Source organism: Streptomyces sp. NBC_01261 (genome assembly GCF_036226385.1).
Lineage (GTDB): Bacteria > Actinomycetota > Actinomycetes > Streptomycetales > Streptomycetaceae > Streptomyces.
Genome location: NZ_CP108463.1, coordinates 7,938,884 through 7,961,399 on the forward strand (window position 1 = coordinate 7,938,884; position 22,516 = coordinate 7,961,399).

Consider the following 22,516-nt stretch of genomic DNA (forward strand, 5'->3'; position numbering starts at 1 on the left):
CCGCGACACCACCACACGACGAGCAGGACAACGGGGGACACACCCATGCCCGACACCGCCCCAGCCGCCGCCCGCGCGGAACTCGCCGACGCCCGGGTCTACCTCTGCACGGACGCCCGTCGGCGCCAGGGCGACCTCCCGGAGTTCCTGGACGCCGTCCTGGCCGGCGGGGTCGACATCGTGCAGCTGCGCGACAAGGGCATGGAGGCCGCCGAGGAGCTGGAGCACCTCCAGGTGTTCGCGGACGCCTGCGCCCGGCACGGAAGGCTGCTCGCGGTGAACGACCGCGCGGACGTCGCCCACGCCTCCGGCGCCGACGTCCTGCACCTGGGCCAGGGCGACCTCCCGGTCCCCGCGGCCCGCGCGATCCTCGGCGACGACATCCTGATCGGCCGCTCCACGCACGCCGAGTCCGAAGCGGCGGCGGCCGCCGTCCAGGAGGGCGTGGACTACTTCTGCACGGGCCCCTGCTGGCCCACCCCCACCAAGCCCGGCCGCCACGCCCCAGGCCTCGACCTGGTCCGGTACACGGCAGCCCTGGGCACCGACCGCCCCTGGTTCGCCATCGGCGGCATCGACCTCGGCACCCTCGACGAGGTCCTCGAAGCGGGCGCCCGCCGGGTCGTCGTCGTACGGGCGATCACGGAGGCCGGCGACCCCGGCGCGGCGGCGGCGGAGTTCGCGAAGCGGCTGCGGCAGCTCTGACAGGCGTCCAGGAAGTCGGGCTGTTGTCCGATGGGTGGACAAGAGGGCGACAAACCAGGCAAATTCCCGCTTCCGGTTGGGTGACCGCCGCCCCCTGACTAACCTGCGGGTATGGCCTTCGGAACCGCATCGACCAGGACTGATCGCGCACGAACCGTGCGGGACATGCTCGCGACCGGCAAAGCGACCTACTCGTTCGAGTTCTCCGCGCCGAAGACCCCCAAGGGCGAGCGGAACCTGTGGAGCGCGTTGCGACGGGTCGAGGCGGTCGCCCCCGACTTCGTCTCGGTGACCTACGGCGCCGGCGGCTCGACCCGCGCGGGCACCGTCCGGGAGACCGAGCAGATCGTCGCCGACACCACGCTCACCCCGGTCGCCCACCTCACCGCGGTGAACCACTCCGTCGCCGAACTGCGCAACATCATCGGCCAGTACGCCGACGCGGGCATCCGCAACATCCTCGCCGTGCGCGGCGACCCGCCCGGCGACCCCATGGCCGACTGGGTCGCGCACCCGCAGGGGCTGACGTACGCGGCCGAACTGGTGCGGCTCATCAAGGAGTCGGGCGATTTCTGCGTCGGTGTCGCCGCCTTCCCGGAGATGCACCCGCGCTCCCCGGACTGGGACGCGGACGTCGCGCACTTCGTCGACAAGTGCCGGGCCGGCGCCGACTACGCGATCACGCAGATGTTCTTCGAACCCGAGTCGTATCTCCGGCTGCGCGACCGTGTCGAGACGGCGGGCTGCGGGACCCCGGTCATCCCCGAGGTCATGCCGGTGACCAGTGTGCGGATGCTGGAGCGGTTGCCGCAGCTCAGCAATGCCGACATCCCGCCCGCTCTGAAAGAGCGAATCCTCACAGCCAAAGACGATCCGGCCGCTGTACGCTCGATCGGAATCGAGTTCGCCACCGAGTTCTGCGCCCGGCTGCTGGCCGAGGGAGTCCCCGGACTTCACTTCATCACGCTCAACAGCTCCACGGCGTCACTCGAAATCTACGAGAACTTGGGCCTGCACCACCCACCGCGGGCCTAGACCGGTCGCTCCGGAATAGGACACACTGCGTAGCGGCCACTGGGAGAGGGGCGTACATGGGCTGGACGGTCCTCTACATCGCGTTCGGCGTCGTCGCACTGTGGTTGCTCGGTGAGGTGCTGCTGCAGTACAAGGCACGCCTGCGCTGGCGGCTGCTCGCTTTCGCCGGCTTCCTGGGCGTGGTCCTCGGAGTGCTGATTCCCTCCGTCCTCGTGATCGCCCTGGGCGCCGTGGCGTTCGCCGTCGGCCAGACCTACGTCACGCTGTCGTTCCGCCGCGGCTTCGAAGCCGGCTGGGCGGTCTCCGGCCGACCGGGCGCGGGCGGCATCAAGCGCCGCCGCGGCGAGCCCGACGAGCAGGACCCGAACCTGGACGCCTCCGGCCTCCAAGGGGCGGAGAGCGGCTTCCAGGGGTACGGCCAGAACAAGGCCGCCTACGGCCAGGACGACGACTACGACCGCGACGACGTGTTCACCCCGAACCGCTCCGTCGCCCCCACGGCCGCCGAGTCCACCTCGGTCTACGAGCCGCAGCCCCTCCCGGACGACACCGGCTCCTACGGCGTGTACAACGCCACCGCGTACGCGAACGCCACGGACCCCACCTACGAGGGCACCGACCAGGCGTACGCCGCGGCGGCCGCGGGCCAGACCCAGGACCAGGCCTACGCGGCGGCCGACCAGAACTACGGCTACGACAACACCTACACGGGCTACGACCAGCAGCAGTACGGCTACGACACGACCGGCCAGCAGCAGTACGCGGCCTACTCCGACCCGTACATCGGCACCCAGACCTACGGCGGCACCGGTTACGACACGGGCTACGACGGTCAGCAGCAGTATCCCCAACAGGGCTACACGCAGGACCAGTACGGCAACGGCGGCTACGGCGGCGAGACCCCGGCCGGCGGGGTGTGGGTCCCGCAGCAGCGCAACGACGAGACGTACGGCGGCGAAATGCCGCCGGAGCAGCAGTACCCCTACCAGGGCGACGGCCAGCAACAGCCGCAGCAGCAGCCTCAGTCGGGCCCCGGCTACGACGAGCAGTACCGTTTCTGAAGCCTACTGAGACCCCTTGAACTGGGGTCCCTCCACGATCAGCCCGGCGACCAGCGCTCCTGACATCCCGGCGTGCGGAAGCCCGCCGCCGGGGTGGGACCAGCCGCCGACCCGGTAGAGCCCCGGCACGCGCGTGGTGTTCGCCGGGTGCAGGAAACGGCCCTGCCCGGCCGCGAGCGAAGGCGCGGGCACGGCACCGAAGCGGGAGCCCGTCTCACTCTCCGTGTGCTCCGGGGTACGCACCTCGTGCCACAACAGGCGCTCCCGCAGCCCCGGTACGGCCCGTCCGGCGGCTGCCAGGAGGAAGTCCGTGTACCGCCGGACCGTGCCCTCGTCGTCCCAGCCGGCCTCGCCCGAGAGCACGGCGGACACCACCGCGGATTCGTGGTCACCGTCCGGCCGGAGCGCGGGGTCGTCGGGGCGCAGCACCGTCACCGTGGGACAGCGTGGCTCGTCGCCGCCCGGGGCGGCCAGGAGGTCCAACTCGGCCTCGCGGTCCGGGGCATGGACCACCGTCCGGTGAACGGTCCCGTCCTCACGCGGGCCACGCAGAGCCAGCAGGAGCGCGCACCGCACCGGCCGGGGTGCGTCGGCGTCGGCCCGCACATCCCCGTCCTCGTCCAGCGGACGCTCCGTCAGGGCCCGTAGCCGCGCGGGGTCCACGTCCGCGACGACATGGTCCGCGTCGACCACCGTCCCGTCGGCCAGCTCCACCCCGGCCGCCCGCCCGTCCTTCTCCAGCACGCGCGTCACCTCGGCCCCGAAGACGAACTCGACCCTCCGCGCCAGACACCGCTCGTACACCGCGCGCGCCAACTCCCTTATGCCGCCCCGCACATACCAGGTGCCGAAGGCGTGCTCCATGTACGGCAGCACGGCCGCGCTCGCCGGTGCGGTCCGGGGATCGAGGCCGTACGCGAGCGCGTGGCTCTCCAGGAGGGCTGTCAGGCGCTCGTCGCGCAGCTCCCAGGCGCCGATCTCGGCGAGGGTGCCCGCCCGCCGGGTGCGCAGCAGCTTCTTGTGCGGGACCGCCGGATACGGCTCCTGGTCGGCCAGCACCGACCAGTCGGTCCACAAGGGCTCCTCCAGGAGGGGCCTGCGGGTGCGGTCCCAGGCCTCGCGGGCCCGGATCAGGAAGTCGCCCCAGCGCTGCCCCGCGCCGCCGCCCAGGGCCTCGTCCAGGGCCGTGACGACACCCGCGCGGGAGGCGTTCGGCAACGACACCTCCGTGCCGTCCGCGAAGACGTGCCGGGAGGACGGGTCGACCTGGACCAGCTCGACCAGGTCCTCCAGCGGCTCCTTGCCGGTCTTGATGAACAGGTCGCGATGGACCGCGGGCACGGGCAGCAGACCGGGGCCGGTGTCGAAGGAGAACCCGTCCCGCTCGAAGCGGCGCACCGCACCGCCGTACGTCTCCGTACGCTCGTACACCGCCACCCGGTGGCCCGCGACGGCCAGCCGGGCAGCGGCCGCCATCGCGCCCATGCCGGCGCCGATCACCGCAATCCGTGCCATGCCCGCGACTTTATCGGCCGCCACTGACAGTCCGGCCACGGGCTGTCACCACGGAGGCGGGTCCGGTGGCCGGCCGGGTGGGTGTCCCACCTGCGCGGCGAGCCGTTTCTCCTCCCGGCGCTGGGCCCGGCGGCGCAGGAACCGTCGGATCCGCGAGATCAGGAAGAACAGGACCGTGAGTCCGGCCACCAGCAGCACGGCCGCGATGATCGCCGCCGCCTGGGGATGGAACATCGCGAACGAGACGATCCCGCCGACGCCGAGATCCTCCGCGAAGCTCATGATCACGTTGCTGAACGGCTCCGGCGAGGTGTTGATCGCCATCCGCGTCCCGGTCTTGACGGTATGGCTGGCCAGCGCCGACGAACCGCCGATCAGGCCCGCCACCACGTCGTTCATCGAACCGCTGTGCCCCGCGAGCACCGCTCCGACCCACGCCCCGGCGGCCGGCCGGATCACCGTGTGCACGGAGTCCCACAGGGAGTCGAGGTAGGGGATTTTGTCGGCGACGGACTCGCACAGGAACAGCACGCCCGCTGTGATGAGGACCTCAGGGCGTTGCAGCGACTCGGGGACCGCGTCGGTCACTCCGGTCGCGCCGAAGATCCCGAGCAGCAGCACCACCGCGTACGCGTTGACGCCGCTGGCCCAGCCGCTGGTGAAGACCAGGGGGAGTACGGACACGGAGGTGATAGTAACCACTCGGCAACATGACGTCCTGGGCCTGAGTGCGTACGGCTGAGTATCCGTACCTAGGGAGTGAGATGAGTACGCGCGCGGATGGGGTGCGACCTGCGCGAACGGGAGAGTAGGGGCACGGAAAGGGGCGCGGCTCCGGAACCGCCGACACGGGGCGGCGGAACGGGGCCCGCGCCCTTGGCCGCTCCTTCCGCCGAACCTTCGGCGGAAGCGAGGCACGGGGGAACCCTGGGATTGACCGACGGGGGTTCCGACAGGGGGAACGTACGGGGGAGCACAAGGGAGCGCCGGTTCGAGGTGGCCCGCGGGGGACGCGGCCACAACGGACCGGCGCTTCTGTGTGTGCGTTGTCCGGGTGCCGCCGTCAGCGGTTGCCGCTGACCCGCCCCTGCAACAGCCGGGAAAGCGCCGCGTGGACGTCGTCCAGGGAGCGCTCCGGCTGGAACGACTGCCAGTCCAGGGCGGCCACCACGACCATGCCGATCAGCGCGGCCGCGGTCAGCCGGACATCGATCTCCGGGCTGAACTCGCCGTTGGCCACGCCCGCGTGCAGCACGTCCTCGATCGCCGCGTTCACCTGCTGCCGCACCACCATGAGCGTGGACTGCCAGGCGCGGTTGGTGCGCCACAGCTCGGCCACGTAGAGCTGGGTGAAGGACGGGTAGCGGGCGATGAAGACGAGGCCCGCGCGGACCATCGCGTCGAGGGCGTCGACCTTGCTGCCGCCGTCCCGCGCGGTCTGCTCGGCCGCCTCCCGCAGCGAGGCGGTGAGGAGGCCCACGCCGTGCCGCAGCAGTTCCTCGAAGAGGACGGACTTGCTGGCGAAGTTGTAGTAGACGGTGCCCTTCGCGACCCCGGCACGCTCGGCGATCTCGTCCACCGTGGTGGCCGAGAAGCCCTGTTCGGCGATGAGCGTGACGGCCGCCTCGTAGAGCTTCTGCCGGGTGGCCTCGCGGCGCGTGCTGCCGCCCGACGGGGTGCTGCTGCTTTCCATGGGCCTGATTGTCACAGGCCCGGCTCCCGCGCCGGGCACGGGTGCCGAGGTCCCGCGCGCGGTCACAGGCTCAGCTCCGGGTGCAGCCGGTCCAGCGTCCACACCTGGCGGTGGCGCGCCGACAGAGCGGTCAGCGCGAGCGCCCCCGCGGTGAAGGCGACGAGCACCACGCACGCGTGCCACACGGGTCCGAGGCCACCGCCCGTGATGAGCCTCCGTAGCGCCTCGACGACGTAACTCATCGGCAGGAAGGGGTGGATCGCGTTGAAGAAACCGGGACTGGTCTGCACCGGATAGGTGCCGCCCGCCGACGTCAACTGGAGCATCAGCAGGGCGAGTACGAGGATCCGGCCGGCCGCTCCGAAGCGTGCGTTCAGCCACTGGACGATGGCCGCGAAGCACGCCGTCACCAGGAACAGGAAGCCGACCGTGCCGGCCGCCCGCACCATCTCCAGGCCGATCGCCCAGTGCAGTACGGCCATCAGGGCCACCGTCTGGAGCACCCCGACCGCGACCACCGGCAGCCATCCCGCGAGCGCGATCCGCCAGGCCGAGGCACCGGCGGCGAGTGCGCGCCGGTTCATGGGCGCGATCAGCATGTAGGCCACCATCGCGCCGACCCACAGGGACAGCGGGATGAAGTACGGGGCGAATCCGGTGCCGTAGTTGGGCGCCTTGTGCATGTCCTGGGTGGCCAGTTGGACCGGGTCGGCCATGACGCCGGTGCGCTGGTCGCGGTCCTGCTTGTCGTAGTCCGGGATCTGCGCGGCGCCGTCGTGCAGACCGCCGGCGAGCTTCCCGGAGCCGTCGACGAGCTTGTACAGGCCGCCGTTGAGGTCCACGGCACCCGTCCTGAGCTTGCCGACACCGGTGTCCAGATCGGCGGCGCCCGTCTTGGCCGTACCGAGCCCGGTGTGCAGGGTCTTGGCGCCCGCGGCGACCTTCGAGGCACCGTCGTTCAACCTGTTGACCTTGGCCACCGCGTCGTCGAGGTCCTCGGAGAGACGCGGGGCGCGGTCGGCGAGCGCCTGGGCCTGCGTCTGGAGCGTGGCCAGGTTCGCGTCGAGCTTCTTCAGGTCGCCGTTCTGGTCGACGACCAGGCTGTTCACGTCGTCGGCGACCTTCGCCACGTCGGAGGCGGCCGTAGCGGCCTTCTTCAGGTCGGGACAGGCCGCGTCCTTCAGGACGGCGCTTTCGCAGCGCGCCTTGTAGACCTCGGCCAGGGTGTCCGAGGCCGCGTGCGCGCCCTTGGCGGCGACCGGCGCCGTCTTCACGAGGGTGCCCAGGTTGGCGCGAATGGTCTTGGCCGAGTCGGCGACCAGCTGAGCCGTGTCCCCGATGGTCTTCTCGTTGTCCTTGAGGAAGGGCCCCACCTTGTCGGCCACCCCGTTGACCGTGTCGGCGAGGGTCTGCGTCCCAGCGGCCACCTGCCGTGAGCCGTCCGCCAGGTCACCCGCGCCCGTGTCGAGCCTCTTCAGGCCCTTGGAGAGCTTGCCGCTGCCCTTCTTGGCGTCCTTCAGGCCGTCGGCGAGATCCTTGGAGCCCTCCTCGGCCGTACCGATGCCGCCCTTGAGCTCGTCGGCGCCGTCGGCCGCCTTCACGGTCTGGCCGTGGATGTCGGAGAACGACACGAAGATCCGGTCCAGGAAGGTCCGCGAGGCCTTGGTGGACGCGGCCGACCGCACCTCGCTGAACACCGTCCGGGAGATCTGCCCGACGATGTAGTTGTTCGCGTCGTTCGTCCGTACCTGGAGGGCGCCCGTCTCCGGGGAGTCGCCCGCACTGGAGGTGACGCGCTCGCTGAAGTCGGCCGGCATGGTCAGCGACAAGTAGTACGTGCCGTCCTCGACGCCCTTCCGCGCGGTGGCCGCACTCACCTCGTGCCAGTCGAACGTCCCGCTGTCCCGCAGCCCCCGGGTGATGTCGTCGCCCGCCGTGACCTTCTTCCCGTCGGCACTCGCCCCCCTGTCGTCGTTGACGAGCGCCACGGGGATGCGGTCCAGGCGGCCGTACGGGTCCCAGAAGGACCACAGGTACAGGGCCCCGTAGAGCAGCGGCAGCAGCAGGAGGGCGACGAGCGCCGCGCGCGGCAGCTTCCCCCTGCCGAAGCGCCTGAGCTCAAGCGCGGCCAGTCCGGGCGCGTGCATCGGCCTTCTCCGTCCCCTCGGTGGACACCGCTACGACAGTCGTTCCGGAATCGGCGAGCGACCTCAACAGGTCCCAGATCCCGGCCCGTTCGGCATCCGAGAGCTTGAGATCGACGTCGTCCACCCCGAGCAGCGCGGGCCGCCCGATCAACGCCAGCGCGATGGACAGCCGCACCTCCTGCGGCCGCTCCAGATCCCGTACGGCGGTCCGGGCGCCCTTGGGCAGCGCCTCGCGGTCGAGCCCGGCGGCGGTCAGCGCCCGCTCGATCCGCAGCCCCGCCTCCACCGCGCGCTCGGTGCGGGGCCGCAGCAGTCCGCGCACGGAGTCCCCGAACCGCCGTTGCAGCAGCGCCCGTTCGCGCAGATGCTCGCCGACGGTCAGCGCCGGTTCGAGGTCGGTGACCCCGCCGACATTCGCCAGGGCGCTGACCCGGCGTACGGCCGCCGACTGCTTCGGGAGCGTGAACTCGCCCACGGCGGCGGTCCCTTCGGACGCCTTCATCCGCCCGGTGAGCGCGAGCAGCAGGCTCGTACGCCCGGACCCGGACGGCCCTTCCACGGCGATCAGCGACCCGGGCCCGGCGTCCAGGGAGATCCCCCGGAACGCCCAGCCGCGCGGCCCCTCGACCCCGAAGTCCTCGGCTGTGACACCGACCCCACCCACGGTTCCCCGCCCCCTGCCGCAATGCGAACCTTTGAACTGACTGGTCAGTGCAAAAAGTAACCCGAACCTTCGATCGAAGCAAAAGCGCAGGTCAGAACGGATTGTCAGTGCCATACCTCACGATGGGCACATACGGCACCACCTGACTGGGCGTGCCGTCACACGACGACAGGAGGTTCGTCATGGCCCATCCGTCCGCAGCCGCCGCCCGTCGGCGCCGCGCCGCCGGCCCTGCCCCCTCACTGAACGGCCCGGCGAGCGACGTGCACCCCGTGCTCCGCCGGGCCACGGCCCCGCCCGCCGCCCTCGACCTCTTGGCCCAGGCCCGTGCGGGACTGGACGAGGCAGCCGTCCTCGAAACGTCGAACGAGCGCTACGCCACAGCCCACTTGGCCGCCCTGCGCACCGCCGCCGCGGTACTCGCCGCGCGGGTCCAGCCCGAGCCCACGGCCCGGCGCCGCGGCCGTATCCGCAGCGCCTGGGAAGTGCTCCCCGAGATCGCGCCCGAACTCACCGAGTGGAGCGCCCTGTTCGCCTCCGGCGCCCGGCGCCGCGCGCGGGCCGAGGCGGGCATCCAGGGCGCGGCGACCCGCCGGGACGCCGACGACCTCATACGCGACGTGGCGATGTTCCTGCGCCTGGTCGAGCGCATGCTCGTCCTCCAGCCGGTCCTGCCCCAGCCGCGCCAGGAACCGGAGCGGCCGGGGGACCGCGCGGGGTGACCACGCCGTGTTCGCCGCGCGAGACGCGTGACCAGGTACGGCGCCGGAGGCAATAGGGTGGAGGGCGCCTGAAGCCTTCCCTCAGCCCGCAGCTCGGGCCGGGACGGCAGCCCGTTTCGCTCCGCCGTGCACAGGCGGTGCCGCGCCGAGGAGTCAACTGCCGTGTCGGACCCGAGCCGCCCCCGCGCCTCCCTCCGTACCGCCGTGGTCTGGGACGTCCTGCAGGACGCCCTCGACCGCCGGGTCAAGGCCACGGGTCGGGACGCGCTGGACGTCCTCGACACCGGAGGCGGCAGTGGCAACTTCGCGGTGCCCGTCGCCCGCCTCGGACACCGCGTCACCGTCGTCGACCCCAGCCCGAACGCGCTGTTCGCGCTGGAGCGCCGCGCCGCCGAGGCCGGGGTCGCCGACCGCGTGCAGGGCGTCCAGGGCGACGCCCACGGCCTCTTCGACGTGGTCGAGCGCGGCGGCTACGACGCGGTGCTGTGCCACGGCGTCCTGGAGTACGTGGACGACCCCGCCGAGGGCGTCCGCACGGTGGTGGCCGCGCTGCGCCCCGAGGGCGTCCTCAGCCTGCTCGCCGCCGGGCTCGGCGGTGCCGTGCTCGCGCGCGCCCTCGCCGGCCACTTCAAGGAGGCCCGGCAGGCCCTCGACGACCCGAACGGCCGCTGGGGCGACGCCGACCCCGTCCCGCACCGTTTCACCGCCGAACAGCTCGCCGCGTTCGTCGAGGGCGCGGGCCTGGACGTCGGCGCCGTGCACGGGGTGCGGGTCTTCGCCGACCTGGTTCCCGGAGTCCTCGTGGACACCGAGCCCGGCGCGCTGGACGCGCTGCTGAAGCTGGAGGCCGCGGCGGCCGAGCTCCCGGCGTTCCACTCCGTGGCCACCCAGCTTCATGTGCTCGGCGAGACGCGGGGTGCCCACGAGGCGTGAGTTGCCTCCCGCGCCGGACCCCTGATCAGCGGCTCGACAGCACATGGAGTACGCCACAGGCCCCCCGATCGGGGGCCCGGCGCCGTATGATCGAGGGAGACCGCCCGGCATGACGGGACGGCTCCTGGGGAATGGAAGCCTCAGCGAGTCGGAACGGCCATGGCGGGTTCCGGTTGGCCAATTGGCGTAGAGGGGCGGGTTTCACGGGGGCGATTCCCTGCCTATCCTGAAGGGACCCCCCGGGTCGCCCCGGCGACTGCACGATGAGGAGGACTCCGTGCCGCTCTCGGAGCACGAGCAGCGAATGCTTGAGCAGATGGAGCGAGCGCTGTACGCCGAAGACCCCAAGTTCGCGACAGCGCTCGAAGGAAGCGGCCTGCGCACGTACACCCGGCGACGGGTCTACCAGGCAGTGGCCGGCTTTCTCGTAGGTATCGCGCTCCTCATCGCCGGCATGGTCACGCTGCAGATTTGGGTCAGCGTGGTGGGATTCCTCGTCATGCTGGGCTGTGCGGTACTCGCCGTGACCGGTTGGCGCAAGGCCCCCAAGCCTGGCGAACAGCCCGCCGCAGGCGCTCCGCACGCCCGCGGCCAGGGACGGCAGCGGCGCTCGGTGATGAATCGAATCGAGCAGCGCTGGCAGCGCCGCCGCGACGAGCAACAGGGCGGCCAGTAGCAGCACCCGGCCCCGCACACACGCGGCGCTCCTCGGACACGACTGAGGGGGTGACCACCGGACCGGTGGTCACCCCCTCACGTCTGCCCTGCTCTCCTGCCCTGCAGTGCCCGCTAGCCCCGCTGTCCGGACGGCTTGCGCAGGGTCGGCCGTAGCGCCGCCGCCCGCGTCGTCACCGATGTCCGCCAGGCCGACAGTGCCCACACCACCCGGACGGTCGAGCGCGGGGCGACCAGTGCGCGCAGCCGCGTGGAGCGGCCGGACGTGTCCTGGAACCCGGTGATCACCTGGCGCACGTCCTTCGCGAGTCCCGCCGCGAGCTGCGGCCGGGGCGCGTACAGGACCTGCTCCACGGCGTCCGCCACCCGGTGCACCGAGGCGGCCGACGGCGGGTCGAGATGCCCGAGTTCCACGATCCGCGCCGCCGCCCTGCGCGGGGTCAGCGACTCGTCGGGCGAGATCCCGAAGTCCCAGGCGGTATCGGTCAGTTCCTCCCACACCGCCAGCGTGTGGACCGCCGCGTCCGCATCCGTACGGCCGTGCGCTCCGAGTCGTACGGAGCGCCTCCGGGTCCGCCACAGCATCGGCGAGAACGGGATCGTCAGCAGCAGGAGCGCGCCCAGGCCCAGCGCCACCAGCTGTACGTACGACCAGGGGCCGCGCGGGTCATCGCCCGTCGCGAGCGCCGGGGCCTGGCTCGTGCAGCCGTCCAGCTTCCGCAGCTGGGCCGTGCAGCTCTCGCTCGCCGAGGGGGCCGCGGAGGGCGCCGTGCTCGTCGAGGTCGAGGGGAGGGCCGGGTCCGGGACGTCGCTGCCGGGCGTGGTCGACTGGGTGTACGACGGCACCGAGCCCCGGTTCGGGGTCGGCTCGAAGCGGGTCCAGCCCACACCCTCGAAGTACAGCTCGGGCCAGGCGTGCGCGTCCTTCAGGCCCACCGACACCGAGCCGTTGGCCTCCGGGGTGCCCGGCGCGAAGCCCACCGCGACCCGGGCCGGGATGCCCAGGGTGCGGGCCATCGCCGCCATCGCGAAGGAGAAGTGGACGCAGAAGCCCTGCTTGTCCTTCAGGAACTTGGCGATCGCGTCGCGGCCGGTGCCGACGTCCACCTGGGTGTCGTACTGGAAGCCGCCGGTCACCGCGAAGTAGTCCTGGAGCTTGACCGCCTGCTCGTAGTGACTGGTCGAGCCCGCGGTGACCTCGCGGGCGGTGTCGGCCACCACCGCGGGCAGCGACTTCGGCACCTTCGTGTACTGGTTCCGCAGGGTCGACGAGGGCTCCGGCGCCGTGGCCAGCTGCTCCGCGGTCGGCTGTACGTCGAGGCTGGTGACCTCGTAGGTCACCCCGCGGGTGTTCTGTCCGTGATCGCCGACGACAGTCATGCCCACGGGCTCGTAGCGCCAACTGCCGTCTATGCTCACGCCGCTGGGCGGGTACGGCATCGGCAGCCAGTCCTGGGCGTACCAGTCCGCGGCCGAGATCCGGGTCTTGATCTCCGAGCGCTTGATGTCAGCGCCGAGGCCGGTCGGGGTGGGGAACTGGTTCGGCACACTCTGGATGTGCCGTTGGGACGGCTTCCAGGTGGTGCCGTCGAAGTCGTCCAGGGACACGATCCGCAGATACATGTCCGAGATGTCGTTCGTGTTGGTGCGCACGGACAGGACCTGGCGGTTCTCGTCCACGTTCAGGCTGTCGCGCAGCGAGACCAGCGGGTTGACCGCGGAGATCGTGCCGCCGCTTCCGTTGCCCGCGCCCACGCCGGTCCCGGCGGCGTCCAGCAGGCCGCCCGAGATGGTGGGCAGCGGCAGCAGGGCGATGGCCATCGCGACCGCGCCGATCCGCCGCCCGGTGCGGACCGGGGCGAGCGGGCCCGAGGAGTCCGAGCCCGGGGTGGTGCGCTGTGCCCCGCCGAAGACGCGGCCCCACTGGGCGAGCCGGTCCCGGCCCTCGGCCAGCAGCAGCATCAGATAGCCGGCGGCGGCGAGCAGGAACCACAGCCAGCTGACGCTGCTCTCGGACAGCCCGGCGGCGACCGAGTACAGCGCGAGCAGCGGCAGTCCGGCCGGGGCCGCGCTGCGGAAGGTGACGGCCAGGGTGTCCACCGCGAGGCCGATCACCAGGACACCGCCGATGAGCATCAGCCGGATGCCGTCGTGCAGGGGCGCCGGGATCGCGTACCGGGAGACGTCGTCGGAGCCCTGCTGGAGCAGGTCGGCGAAGTGCTGGAAGGCCTCGGGGCCCGGGACGAACCCGGCGAGGGCCTGCGCGTGCGCGAAGACCAGGGTCAGCATCAGCAGCGTGACCAGGGCCTGTGCCGCGACGGTCAGCGGCCGGGCCAGCGGCACCCGGCGGGTCGCCGCGCCCACGCCGGTCTGGATCGCCAGCATGAAGGCGGCCTGGATGATCCAGGTCGCCGGGGAGACCAGGGGGAGCATGGCGCAGGACGCCAGCAGTGTGGCGACCCAGGCGCAGATCGCCAGTCGTGCCCGCCCGCTCATGCCCATCCCTCCCCGAGGCCGGTCGCGGTGATGCCGTTGCGCTCCCGGTCGGCCTGTTGCCACAGATCGGTCAGCGAGGCGCCGCGCGGTACGCCCACCGCGGTCCAGCCCGCGTCGCGCAGCATCCGCAGCCGCTCCTCGGGTTCGTCCGCTGTACCGGGGACATCGGTCGACTCACGCACCCAGCCGTCGCTGTCCAGCACGAAGGCGAGGGCGCCCCCGCTGCGCTGGCGCATCCGCGCGACCACCGCCGCCTGTTCCTCGTCGAGGTCGCCGAAGAAGGCCACCAGCAGCCCTTCGTTCCCGCCGCGCAGGACGTCGTAGGCCCGGGACAGGCCCGAGCCGTCCGAATGGTCGATCACCGCGAGGGTGTCCATCATCAGCCCGGCCGCGTCCGCCGACTCCTGGCTCGCGCCCGCGAACCCGTCGGCGTCCTGGCCCGGCACCGAGTTGCCGGTGTCGCTCAACAGGCGTACGGAGAAGCCCCGTTCCAGCATGTGCACCAGGACGGAGGCGGCGCCGGAGACGGCCCACTCGAAGGCCGAGTCCGGGCCCTGGCCCGCGAAGGCGATGCCCCGGGTGTCGAGCAGGACCGTGCAGCGGGCGCGCTGCGGCTGCTCCTCGCGGCGCACCATCAGCTCGCCGTAGCGCGCGGTGGAACGCCAGTGCACGCGGCGCAGGTCGTCGCCGTAGCGGTAACCGCGCGGGATCACGTCGTCCTCGCCCGCCAGGGCCAGCGAGCGGTTCCGGCCGTCTCCGTAGCCCTTGGCCTCGCCGCTGAGGCGGACCGGGGGGAGGGCCTCCACGCGCGGGATGACCGTGAGGGTGTCGAAGGTCGAGAAGGAGCGGGTCAGTTCGCACATCCCGAAGGGGTCCGTCAGGCGGAGCTGGAGCGGGCCCAGGGGGTAGCGGCCGCGCAGGTCGGAGCGGACCCGGTAGGACACCTCGCGCCGGCCGCCCGCCTCGACCCGGTCCAGGACGAACCGGGGACGCGGGCCGAGCACGTACGGCACCCGGTCCTGGAGCATCAGCAGGCCCGTGGGCAGTCGGGAGACGTTGTCCATCCGCAGATGGACGCGGGCCTCGCTGCCGGCGGGCACGCGCGCGGGGGAGAGCCGACGGCTGCCGGCCACTCGGTAGCGGGTGCGGTAGAGCACGGTCGCGCAGACCAGGGGCAGCACCGCCAGCAGCAGCCCGACCCGGAGCAGATCGCTCTGCCCCAGGACGTACGCGCACACCGCGGCGGCGATACCGGCGGCCAGGAAGGAACGTCCACGGGTCGTCAGCCCGGCCAGGGCCGTACGGACACCGCCCTTCTCGTCCCGGTCGGTCTCCGCCGCCCCGGTGGTCATCACAGCCTCCGGGGCTGCTGCTGCCCGTACGCGCCGAGACCCAGGCCGCTCTGCGGGGCCGGTGCCGCGGGCACGGGGGTGCGCTGGAGGATCTCCTGGACGACCTGCTCGGCCGTACGACGGTTCAGCTGGGCCTGCGCGGTGGGCAGCAGGCGGTGTGCCAGGACCGCGACCGCGAGCGCCTGGATGTCGTCCGGCAGCGCGTACTCACGGCCGCTCAGGGCGGCGGAGGCCTTCGCCGCGCGCAGCAGGTGCAGCGTCGCGCGCGGGGAGGCGCCGAGTCTGAGGTCGGCGTGGTTGCGCGTGGCGGAGACCAGGTCCACCGCGTACCTGCGCACCGGGTCGGCGACATGGACGCCGCGGACCGCCTCGACCAGCTTGACGATGTCGTGCGCGTGGGCCACGGGCTGGAGGTCGTCCAGCGGGCTCGCCCCGCCGTGGATGTCCAGCATCTGCAGCTCGGCCTCCGTGCTGGGATAGCCGATGGAGACCCGGGCCATGAAGCGGTCGCGCTGCGCCTCGGGCAGCGGATAGGTGCCCTCCATCTCGACCGGGTTCTGCGTGGCCACCACCATGAAGGGACTGGGCAGCTCGTAGGTCTGGCCGTCGATGGTGACCTGGCGCTCCTCCATGGACTCCAGGAGCGCGGACTGGGTCTTCGGCGAGGCGCGGTTGATCTCGTCGCCGATCACGATCTGCGCGAAGATGGCGCCCGGTTTGAACTCGAAGTCCCGCTGCTGCTGGTCCCAGATGGACACACCGGTGATGTCCGAGGGCAGCAGGTCGGGCGTGAACTGGATTCGCCGCACCGAACAGTCGATCGACCGCGCCAGCGCCTTGGCCAGCATTGTCTTGCCCACACCCGGGACGTCCTCGATCAGAAGATGTCCCTCGGCGAGCAGCACGGTCAGCGAAAGCCGTACGACCTCGGGCTTGCCCTCGATCACTCCTTCCACCGAACTGCGGACTCGCTCCACAGTGGCGGTCAGATCTGTAAGGCTCGCTCGATCGTCATAGGTCGTCACCCGGCCCTCCTCGGCCCGTTCTTTCCATGGGCCGGCGCACGCACTGCGGACCGGCCCACCCCGAAACACGGACGGCACGCGGGAAAAGTTCCGCGTGACGCCACACCCGCATTCTTGTTGCCGTTACCGGTTCGTGTCACTCGCCTGTGGACAACTGCCTTCGCTTTGTCGGGTCTTGCGACCTTTTGGGCGGTCCGAGGGGCGAGCTTTTCGAAAGTTTCGGGGCGGGCGGGTGCGTCAGGCGGGGTCGATCTCGCGCAGCAGACCCGACTTCACGTCGAATACGAAGCCGCGCACATCATCAGTGTGCAGCAGGAACGGCGAGGTGCGCACACGCTGCATGGACTGCCGTACGTCCTGCTCGACGTCCCGGAAGGCCTCCACCGCCCAGGCGGGGCGCTGGCCGACCTCCATCTCCAGGTCGTGCCGGAACTCCTCGGTGAGGGACTCCAGGCCGCAGCCGGTGTGGTGGATGAGCACGACACTGCGGGTGCCGAGCGCCCGCTGGCTGATGGTGAGGGAGCGGATCGCGTCGTCGGTGACCACACCGCCCGCGTTGCGGATCGTGTGACAGTCGCCCAGTGCCAGACCGAGCGCGGCGTGCAGGTCGAGACGCGCGTCCATGCAGGCCACCACGGCCACCTGCAGGACTGGACGGGCGTCCATCCCGGGATCGGTGAAGGCGGAGGCGTAGCGCGCGTTGGCCTCGACGAGGCGGTCCGTCACGGTCCCGCCGTCGACTATGGCGCCTTCGGACTCTGTGGGTACGGATGCGGAGGTCGTCATACCTATGACGGTACTGGTCACCGGCGGTGCGGTCTCGGTGCGGGACGGGAAAAAGAGCGTCATTGCGTCCTCTTGTGAGGTAACCCACACGGGTGGCGGGGGTGCACCCGCCCGGGTGATTCTTCCCGTTTTGACGCTTCGCACGCACCCGGGCCCGCGACGCGCAGGCCGGTTGATTGACCGTGAGACAGCGTGGACTAAAGTTGCGCGAAGCGGGAGGCGAGGCTCTCCCTGCTGGACTTTTCCCGGAGACCCCGGCGACTTTCCGGATTCTCCCCACGTGCGCGGCGCGTACGTACGGCTCGGCCTCCTCCCGCTCCCGGTCGGCTGACGCTTCCGGCGCCGGCAGGCCTCCTCTTCATCGGCGGGCGGGGACCCGGCGGTGCGTACGGCTCCGCGCCGGATCTGAGAGGGCCCCTTGAGCCACAGTCGACACGTCCCGGTGATGCTCCAGCGGTGCCTGGACATGTTGGCCCCCGCGCTGGAGCGGCCGGGGGCGGTGGTCGTCGACTGCACGCTCGGCCTCGGCGGGCACAGCGAGGCCCTGCTGACCCAGTTCCCCGAGGCCCGCCTCGTCGCCCTCGACCGCGACAAGGAGGCTCTGCGCCTCTCCGGCGAGCGCCTCGCCCCCTTCGGGGACAGGGCCGACCTCGTGCACGCCGTCTACGACGAACTGCCAGACGTACTCGACCGCCTGGGCATCCCGCGCGTGGAGGGCGTCCTGTTCGACCTCGGCGTCTCCTCCATGCAACTCGACGAGGCCGACCGCGGTTTCGCCTACGCCCAGGACGCGCCCCTCGACATGCGTATGGACCAGACGACCGGCATCAGCGCGGCCGAGGTCCTCAACACCTACGCGCCCGGTGAACTCGTCCGGATCCTGCGGGCGTACGGCGAGGAGAAGCAGGCCAAGCGGATCGTGTCCGCGGTCGTACGGGAGCGCGACAAGGAGCCGTTCGGCAACAGCGCGCGGCTCGTCGAGCTGATCCGCGACTCGCTGCCGCAGGCCGCCAAGCGCACCGGCGGCAACCCGGCCAAGCGCACCTTCCAGGCGCTGCGCATCGAGGTCAACGGCGAACTGTCCGTCCTGGAGGCCGCGATCCCCGCCGCTGTGAAGTCCCTTGCCGTGGGCGGCCGGATCGCCGTCCTGTCGTACCACTCGCTCGAAGACCGCCTGGTCAAGCAGGTGTTCGCGGCCGGCGCCGCCAACACCGCGCCTCCTGGGCTGCCTGTCGTACCCGAGCAGTACCAGCCCCGGCTCAAGCTCCTGACGCGCGGTGCCGAACTTCCCACCGAGGAAGAGGTTGCCGAGAACCGGCGAGCGGCACCCGCGCGGCTGCGAGGGGCTCAGCGCATCAGGGAGGACATCGGGTGAGTGCGTATCGCGTGTGGGCGTGGCGTCTGGGGTGCGAGTGAGCAGGAAACCCGAACTGAGGGGCAGGGCCGCTCGTCTCGCGCGGCTCTTCCCGACCGGGCCCGCGCAGACGGGCGGGATCCAGGCCGCCCGGACCCCGTTCGTCCTCCTTGTCGTGCTGCTTCTCGGCGGCGGTCTGATCGCGCTGCTGGTGCTGAACTCCGCGCTCAGCGAAGGGCAGTTCAAGCTGGACGACCTCCAGAAGCAGACGAAGAGCCTCACCGACGAGGAACAGGCCCTCCAGCGGGACGTCGACGCCTACTCCGCCCCCGACGCCCTCCAGCGCCGCGCCCACGAGCTGGGCATGGTGCCCGGCGGGGACCCCGCCTTCCTCGACCCCAACGGCACCGTGAAGGGTGTCCCGGAACAGGCCGCCGCGAGGACGGTCAGCACACCGGCGGTCCTCGCACCCGAAGCACTCGTCAGCAGGCCGGGCCCGAGCCCCACGGCCGTCGTACCGGCACCGGCCCCCGCGGCCACCCCCGTCGCGACCCGGCCCGCGCAGACATCTCCCGCGCAGTCCGCTACAACCCTGACCTCCACAGCGCAGTCATCCACAGCACAGACCTCCACCCCGACGATCCCCGGCAGGTGACGGAAGTGTCCGACAGGGAACCGCCGCGCCGCCGAGTGCCCGGACCGGCCAGGCCCGAACGCCCCGAGGGCGGCAACGCCCCCCGGCGCCGCCCCGGTCCCGGCGCCCGTCCGGCCCGCCGCCCGGCCTCGCCCCCTCCCGCGGCCCGTCCGAGCGGCTCCCGCTCCCTCCGGCTCGGCAGCCCCCGCCCCCGGCTGCGCATGATCAGCCTGGCGCTGACCCTCGTCCTCATCGCGTTCGTCGTACGGCTGCTCCAGGTGCAGGCCGTCGACGCGAGCGCGTACGCCGCCAAGGCCGCGCAGAACCGGTACGTCGACTACGTCCTGGCCGCCGAGCGCGGTGAGATCACCGACCGTTCCGGAGTGGCGCTGGCGACCAGCGTGGACGCGTACACGATCACCGCCGACCCGACGCTGTTCACCCGCAAGCAGCTGAAGATCGACGACGGGCCCGAACAGGCGGCCGCCCTCCTCGCCCCGATCCTCGGCGTGGACCAGGCCTCCCTCGTCAAGAAGCTCAGGCCCGCGAACAAGAACCTGCGCTACGTGGTGCTCGCCAACCGGCAGACCCCGCAGGTCTGGAAGCAGATCAAGGACCTGAAGAGCGCCCTCAACACCAAGGCCTCGACCGACCCGACCACGGTCAACGTCCTGGCCGGTGTCCTCGCCGTCCCCACCACCAAGCGCGTGTACCCGAACGGCGATCTCGCCGCCGGGATACTGGGCTGGGTCAACGCCGACGGCAAGGGCGGCGGCGGGGTCGAGCAGCAGCTGAACAAGGACCTCACCGGCAAGGACGGCAAGGTCCGCTACGCCCAGTCCGGCGGTCTCCAGGTGCCCACCGCGGGCTCCACGGAGACGCCCGCGGTGCCCGGTGCCGACGTGGAGCTGACGATCGACCGTGACATCCAGTGGGCCGCGCAGAACGCCATCACCGAGCAGGTCAAGAAGTCCAAGGCGGACCGCGGGTACGTGATAGTGCAGGACACCCGCACCGGCGAGATCCTCGCCATGGCCAACGCGCCCGGCTTCGACCCGAACGACCTCTCGCAGGCCAGCGCGGCCTCCCTGGGCAACGCGGCCGTCCAGGACGCCTACGAGCCCGGTTCCACCGCCAAGGTCATGACGATGGCCGCCGTACTCCAGGAGAACGCGGCCACCCCGCTGACGCATGTCGTCGTGCCGAACCGGCTGCACCGCGGGGACCGGCTCTTCCAGGACGACGTGGACCACGCGACCTGGAACCTGACGCTGAACGGCGTGCTCGCCAAGTCCAGCAACATCGGCACCATCGAGGCGGCCGGCCAGCTCGGCAAGACCCAGCCCGAGGCCAACCAGGTCCTGTACTCGTATCTGCGCAAGTTCGGCATCGGCAGCTACAGCGGGCTCAATTTTCCCGGCGAGACGAAGGGCATCCTCGCGCCCGCCGACAAGTGGTCGACCTCGCAGCAGTACACGATTCCTTTCGGCCAGGGCATGTCCCTCAACGCGCTCCAGGCGGCCTCCGTCTACTCGACGGTCGCCAACGGCGGAGTCCGCGTCGAACCCACCCTGGTACGCGGCACGAAGGGGCCCGACGGCCGCTTCACGCCCGCGACCACGCCCAAGAAGACCCGGGTCATCAGTGCCAAGACGGCGAAGACCCTCGCCCAGATGCTGGAGTCCGTGGTGGACGACGAGCAGGGCACGGGCGGTAAGGCCGCGATTCCGGGGTACCGGGTCGCGGGCAAGACCGGCACCGCCAACCGTGTGGATCCGGCCACCGGCAAGTACAAGGGCTACACCTCGTCGTTCGCCGGGTTCGCGCCCGCCGACAACCCCCGCATCACCGTCTACTGCGCGATCCAGAACGCCACCAGCGGAAGCTACTTCGGCGGTCAGATCTGCGGACCGATCTACAAGCAGGTGATGGAGTTCGCCCTCAAAACCCTCCAGGTCCCGCCCACCGGGGCGAAGGCGGCGAATCTGCCCGTGACCTTCACGCCCTGATCAGCGCAACAGCCAGGAACCGATCCGTGACCATGATCACCTCCCAGTCCGGGAACCAGGGCCAGCAGGACAGCGGGCCCGGCCCCTCGCTTCGCTCCGGGGCGGGTGTGCCCGGTACGCTCACCGCCGTGCCATCCGCCGACCACTCCCAAACCCCCCAGAAGGGCGCATCCGTGACCTACCCGGGGCCGCCCAGGCCGGCGCGGATCTCCGCCACACCCCTCGCGGAACTCGCCGACGAACTGGGCGCCGCCGTGACTGTGACGACAGCGCCGGTGCCGACCGCCGAGATCACGGGCATCACCCATGACTCGCGCGCCGTCCGCCCCGGCGACCTGTACGCCGCGCTGCCCGGCGCCCGCCTGCACGGCGCCGACTTCGTCACCCAGGCGGCCGGCCTCGGCGCCGTAGCGGTGCTGACGGATCCGGCCGGCGCCGACCGCGCGGCCGCAACGGGCCTGCCGGTGCTGGTCGTCGAGGACCCGCGCGGGCAGATGGGGGAGCTGGCGGCGACCATCTACGGTCATCCCGGCCGCGATCTGCTCCAGGTCGGCATCACCGGAACGTCCGGCAAGACGACGACCGCCTACCTCGTAGAGGGTGGCCTGAAGACGGTCCGGTCCACCGGTCTGATCGGCACGGTCGAGATGCGCATCGGCGACGAGCGCATCAAGTCGGAGCGCACGACCCCCGAAGCCACCGATCTCCAGGCCCTGTTCGCGGTGATGCTGGAGCGCGGGGTCGACGCGGTCGCCATGGAGGTCTCCAGCCACGCGCTGGTCCTCGGCCGGGTCGACGCCTGCATCTTCGACATCGCGGTCTTCACCAACCTCAGCCCGGAACACATGGAGTTCCACACGGGCATGGAGGACTACTTCCAGGCCAAGGCGCAGCTGTTCACACCGCTGCGCAGCCGGCAGGGAGTGGTCAACCTCGACGACGCGTACGGCCGCAGGCTCGCCGTCGAGGCCACGGTCCCCGTGGTCACCTACTCCGCCGAGGGCCACCCGGACGCCGACTGGCGCGCCCAGGACGTCGAAGTCGGCCCGATGGACTCGACGTTCACCGCGGTCGGCCCCAAGGGCGAGCTGATCGCCGCTCGTTCGCCGCTCGCCGGCTCCTTCAACGTGGCCAACACCCTCGCCGCGATCGCCGCCCTGGCCACCGCGGGCCTCGACCCGCAGCTCGCCGCCGACGGCATCGCCGCGGTGCCGGGCGTGCCGGGCCGCCTGGAGCGCGTGGACGTCGGGCAGCCGTATCTCGCGGTCGTCGACTACGCCCACAAGACGGACGCCGTCGAATCGGTTCTCCGCGCGCTGCGCAAGGTCACCGAGGGCAAGGTGCACGTCGTGCTCGGCTGCGGTGGCGACCGGGACAAGACCAAGCGCGAGCCGATGGGCGCCGCGGTGGCCCGGCTCGCCGACACCGCCGTACTGACATCGGACAACCCCCGCTCCGAGGACCCCCTCGCGATCCTCGCGACGATGCTCCAGGGCGCCGCTTCGGTGCCCGCGCACGAGCGTGGCGAGGTCCAGGTCTTCGAGGACCGGGCCGCCGCCATCGCCGCCGCCGTCGCCCGCGCACAGCCGGGGGACACCGTGCTGGTCGCGGGCAAGGGCCATGAGCAGGGCCAGGACATCGCCGGTGTGGTCCGTCCCTTCGACGACCGCCAGGTGCTTCGCGAAGCTATCCAGAAGACCCAGGGATGAA

19 protein-coding genes are annotated in these 22,516 nt (G+C 71.6%); 10 read left to right on the forward strand and 9 right to left on the reverse strand.

Annotation, left to right across the window (positions count from 1 at the left end):
* The first annotated feature begins 45 nt into the window (after positions 1–45).
* The 3 genes from thiE (at position 46) to OG226_RS35420 (ending at position 2,801) form a co-directional block, all read left to right on the forward strand.
* On the forward strand, positions 46–705 hold the full coding sequence (thiE, locus tag OG226_RS35410) for a thiamine phosphate synthase (protein ID WP_329351132.1): 660 nt from the start codon (positions 46–48) through the stop codon (positions 703–705).
* 111 nt (positions 706–816) lie between these two features.
* Positions 817–1,740: a methylenetetrahydrofolate reductase [NAD(P)H] gene (gene metF / locus OG226_RS35415; protein WP_328683865.1), complete on the forward strand. Its 924-nt coding sequence runs from the start codon at positions 817–819 to the stop codon at positions 1,738–1,740.
* Positions 1,741–1,796: 56 nt separating this feature from the next.
* A complete protein-coding gene (locus OG226_RS35420) occupies positions 1,797–2,801 on the forward strand; it encodes an SCO2102 family sporulation regulator (RefSeq protein ID WP_329351133.1) in 1,005 nt (334 codons plus the stop codon).
* A gap of 3 nt (positions 2,802–2,804) precedes the next feature.
* Here OG226_RS35420 and OG226_RS35425 read toward each other — a convergent pair whose 3' ends face one another.
* The 5 genes from OG226_RS35425 to OG226_RS35445 all read right to left on the reverse strand — a co-directional run bounded on the left by OG226_RS35425 (position 2,805) and on the right by OG226_RS35445 (position 8,820).
* Positions 2,805–4,316, reverse strand: a complete 1,512-nt coding sequence (locus OG226_RS35425) for a phytoene desaturase family protein (RefSeq protein ID WP_329351134.1) — start codon at positions 4,314–4,316, stop codon at positions 2,805–2,807.
* Between the two features lie 45 nt (positions 4,317–4,361).
* On the reverse strand, positions 4,362–5,000 hold the full coding sequence (locus tag OG226_RS35430) for a DUF4126 domain-containing protein (RefSeq protein WP_329351135.1): 639 nt from the start codon (positions 4,998–5,000) through the stop codon (positions 4,362–4,364).
* Positions 5,001–5,379: 379 nt separating this feature from the next.
* The gene (locus tag OG226_RS35435; protein WP_328683869.1) at positions 5,380–6,009 is read right to left on the reverse strand and encodes a TetR/AcrR family transcriptional regulator; all 630 of its coding nucleotides are present in this window, start codon (positions 6,007–6,009) and stop codon (positions 5,380–5,382) included.
* Positions 6,010–6,071: 62 nt separating this feature from the next.
* Positions 6,072–8,156, reverse strand: a complete 2,085-nt coding sequence (locus OG226_RS35440) for a YhgE/Pip domain-containing protein (protein WP_329351136.1) — start codon at positions 8,154–8,156, stop codon at positions 6,072–6,074.
* The gene (locus tag OG226_RS35445; protein ID WP_328683871.1) at positions 8,128–8,820 is read right to left on the reverse strand and encodes an ABC transporter ATP-binding protein; all 693 of its coding nucleotides are present in this window, start codon (positions 8,818–8,820) and stop codon (positions 8,128–8,130) included. Before OG226_RS35445 ends, OG226_RS35440 begins: the two co-directional genes overlap by 29 nt.
* A gap of 182 nt (positions 8,821–9,002) precedes the next feature.
* On the opposite strand from OG226_RS35445, the gene OG226_RS35450 reads away from it, so the two are divergent.
* The 3 genes from OG226_RS35450 (at position 9,003) to OG226_RS35460 (ending at position 11,151) form a co-directional block, all read left to right on the forward strand.
* On the forward strand, positions 9,003–9,542 hold the full coding sequence (locus tag OG226_RS35450; protein ID WP_328683872.1) for an SAV_6107 family HEPN domain-containing protein: 540 nt from the start codon (positions 9,003–9,005) through the stop codon (positions 9,540–9,542).
* Between the two features lie 162 nt (positions 9,543–9,704).
* Positions 9,705–10,475 (forward strand): methyltransferase, encoded by a 771-nt coding sequence (locus tag OG226_RS35455; RefSeq protein ID WP_329351137.1) that lies wholly within the window; start codon positions 9,705–9,707, stop codon positions 10,473–10,475.
* A 277-nt stretch (positions 10,476–10,752) separates the two neighbouring features.
* Positions 10,753–11,151: a DUF3040 domain-containing protein gene (locus OG226_RS35460; protein WP_328683874.1), complete on the forward strand. Its 399-nt coding sequence runs from the start codon at positions 10,753–10,755 to the stop codon at positions 11,149–11,151.
* 113 nt (positions 11,152–11,264) lie between these two features.
* Here OG226_RS35460 and OG226_RS35465 read toward each other — a convergent pair whose 3' ends face one another.
* From OG226_RS35465 to OG226_RS35480, 4 genes are all read right to left on the reverse strand, one after another.
* Complete coding sequence (locus tag OG226_RS35465; RefSeq protein WP_328683875.1) at positions 11,265–13,646, reverse strand: transglutaminase TgpA family protein; 2,382 nt, start codon at positions 13,644–13,646, stop codon at positions 11,265–11,267.
* Positions 13,643–14,998, reverse strand: a complete 1,356-nt coding sequence (locus OG226_RS35470) for a DUF58 domain-containing protein (RefSeq protein WP_329351138.1) — start codon at positions 14,996–14,998, stop codon at positions 13,643–13,645. The genes OG226_RS35465 and OG226_RS35470 overlap by 4 nt, the downstream gene beginning before the upstream one ends.
* The gene (locus OG226_RS35475) at positions 14,998–16,023 is read right to left on the reverse strand and encodes an AAA family ATPase (RefSeq protein ID WP_328683877.1); all 1,026 of its coding nucleotides are present in this window, start codon (positions 16,021–16,023) and stop codon (positions 14,998–15,000) included. The genes OG226_RS35470 and OG226_RS35475 overlap by 1 nt, the downstream gene beginning before the upstream one ends.
* A gap of 237 nt (positions 16,024–16,260) precedes the next feature.
* Positions 16,261–16,809 carry a beta-class carbonic anhydrase gene (locus tag OG226_RS35480; protein WP_328683878.1) on the reverse strand — a complete coding sequence of 183 codons (549 nt, stop codon included), beginning with the start codon at positions 16,807–16,809 and terminating at the stop codon, positions 16,261–16,263.
* A gap of 418 nt (positions 16,810–17,227) precedes the next feature.
* On the opposite strand from OG226_RS35480, the gene rsmH reads away from it, so the two are divergent.
* The 4 genes from rsmH (at position 17,228) to OG226_RS35500 (ending at position 22,515) form a co-directional block, all read left to right on the forward strand.
* Positions 17,228–18,184, forward strand: a complete 957-nt coding sequence (gene rsmH / locus OG226_RS35485) for a 16S rRNA (cytosine(1402)-N(4))-methyltransferase RsmH (RefSeq protein WP_328683879.1) — start codon at positions 17,228–17,230, stop codon at positions 18,182–18,184.
* A gap of 37 nt (positions 18,185–18,221) precedes the next feature.
* Entirely contained in the window at positions 18,222–18,818 is a 597-nt protein-coding gene (locus OG226_RS35490; RefSeq protein WP_328683880.1) for a septum formation initiator family protein, read from the forward strand.
* 5 nt (positions 18,819–18,823) lie between these two features.
* Positions 18,824–20,806, forward strand: a complete 1,983-nt coding sequence (locus tag OG226_RS35495) for a peptidoglycan D,D-transpeptidase FtsI family protein (RefSeq protein WP_329351139.1) — start codon at positions 18,824–18,826, stop codon at positions 20,804–20,806.
* A 173-nt stretch (positions 20,807–20,979) separates the two neighbouring features.
* Positions 20,980–22,515 (forward strand): UDP-N-acetylmuramoyl-L-alanyl-D-glutamate--2,6-diaminopimelate ligase, encoded by a 1,536-nt coding sequence (locus OG226_RS35500; protein ID WP_329353611.1) that lies wholly within the window; start codon positions 20,980–20,982, stop codon positions 22,513–22,515.
* Position 22,516 lies beyond the last annotated feature (1 nt).

Excerpts from the sequence above, each read along its gene's own strand:
- OG226_RS35435 (WP_328683869.1), bottom strand. The coding sequence starts at position 6,009 with ATGGAAAGCAGCAGCACCCCGTCGGGCGGCAGCACGCGCCGCGAGGCC.
- OG226_RS35450 (WP_328683872.1), top strand. The coding sequence starts at position 9,003 with ATGGCCCATCCGTCCGCAGCCGCCGCCCGTCGGCGCCGCGCCGCCGGC.
- OG226_RS35480 (WP_328683878.1), bottom strand. The coding sequence starts at position 16,809 with ATGACGACCTCCGCATCCGTACCCACAGAGTCCGAAGGCGCCATAGTC.
- OG226_RS35470 (WP_329351138.1), bottom strand. The coding sequence starts at position 14,998 with ATGACCACCGGGGCGGCGGAGACCGACCGGGACGAGAAGGGCGGTGTC.
- thiE (WP_329351132.1), top strand. The coding sequence starts at position 46 with ATGCCCGACACCGCCCCAGCCGCCGCCCGCGCGGAACTCGCCGACGCC.
- metF (WP_328683865.1), top strand. The coding sequence starts at position 817 with ATGGCCTTCGGAACCGCATCGACCAGGACTGATCGCGCACGAACCGTG.
- OG226_RS35440 (WP_329351136.1), bottom strand. The coding sequence starts at position 8,156 with ATGCACGCGCCCGGACTGGCCGCGCTTGAGCTCAGGCGCTTCGGCAGG.
- OG226_RS35420 (WP_329351133.1), top strand. The coding sequence starts at position 1,797 with ATGGGCTGGACGGTCCTCTACATCGCGTTCGGCGTCGTCGCACTGTGG.
- OG226_RS35425 (WP_329351134.1), bottom strand. The coding sequence starts at position 4,316 with ATGGCACGGATTGCGGTGATCGGCGCCGGCATGGGCGCGATGGCGGCC.
- OG226_RS35465 (WP_328683875.1), bottom strand. The coding sequence starts at position 13,646 with ATGAGCGGGCGGGCACGACTGGCGATCTGCGCCTGGGTCGCCACACTG.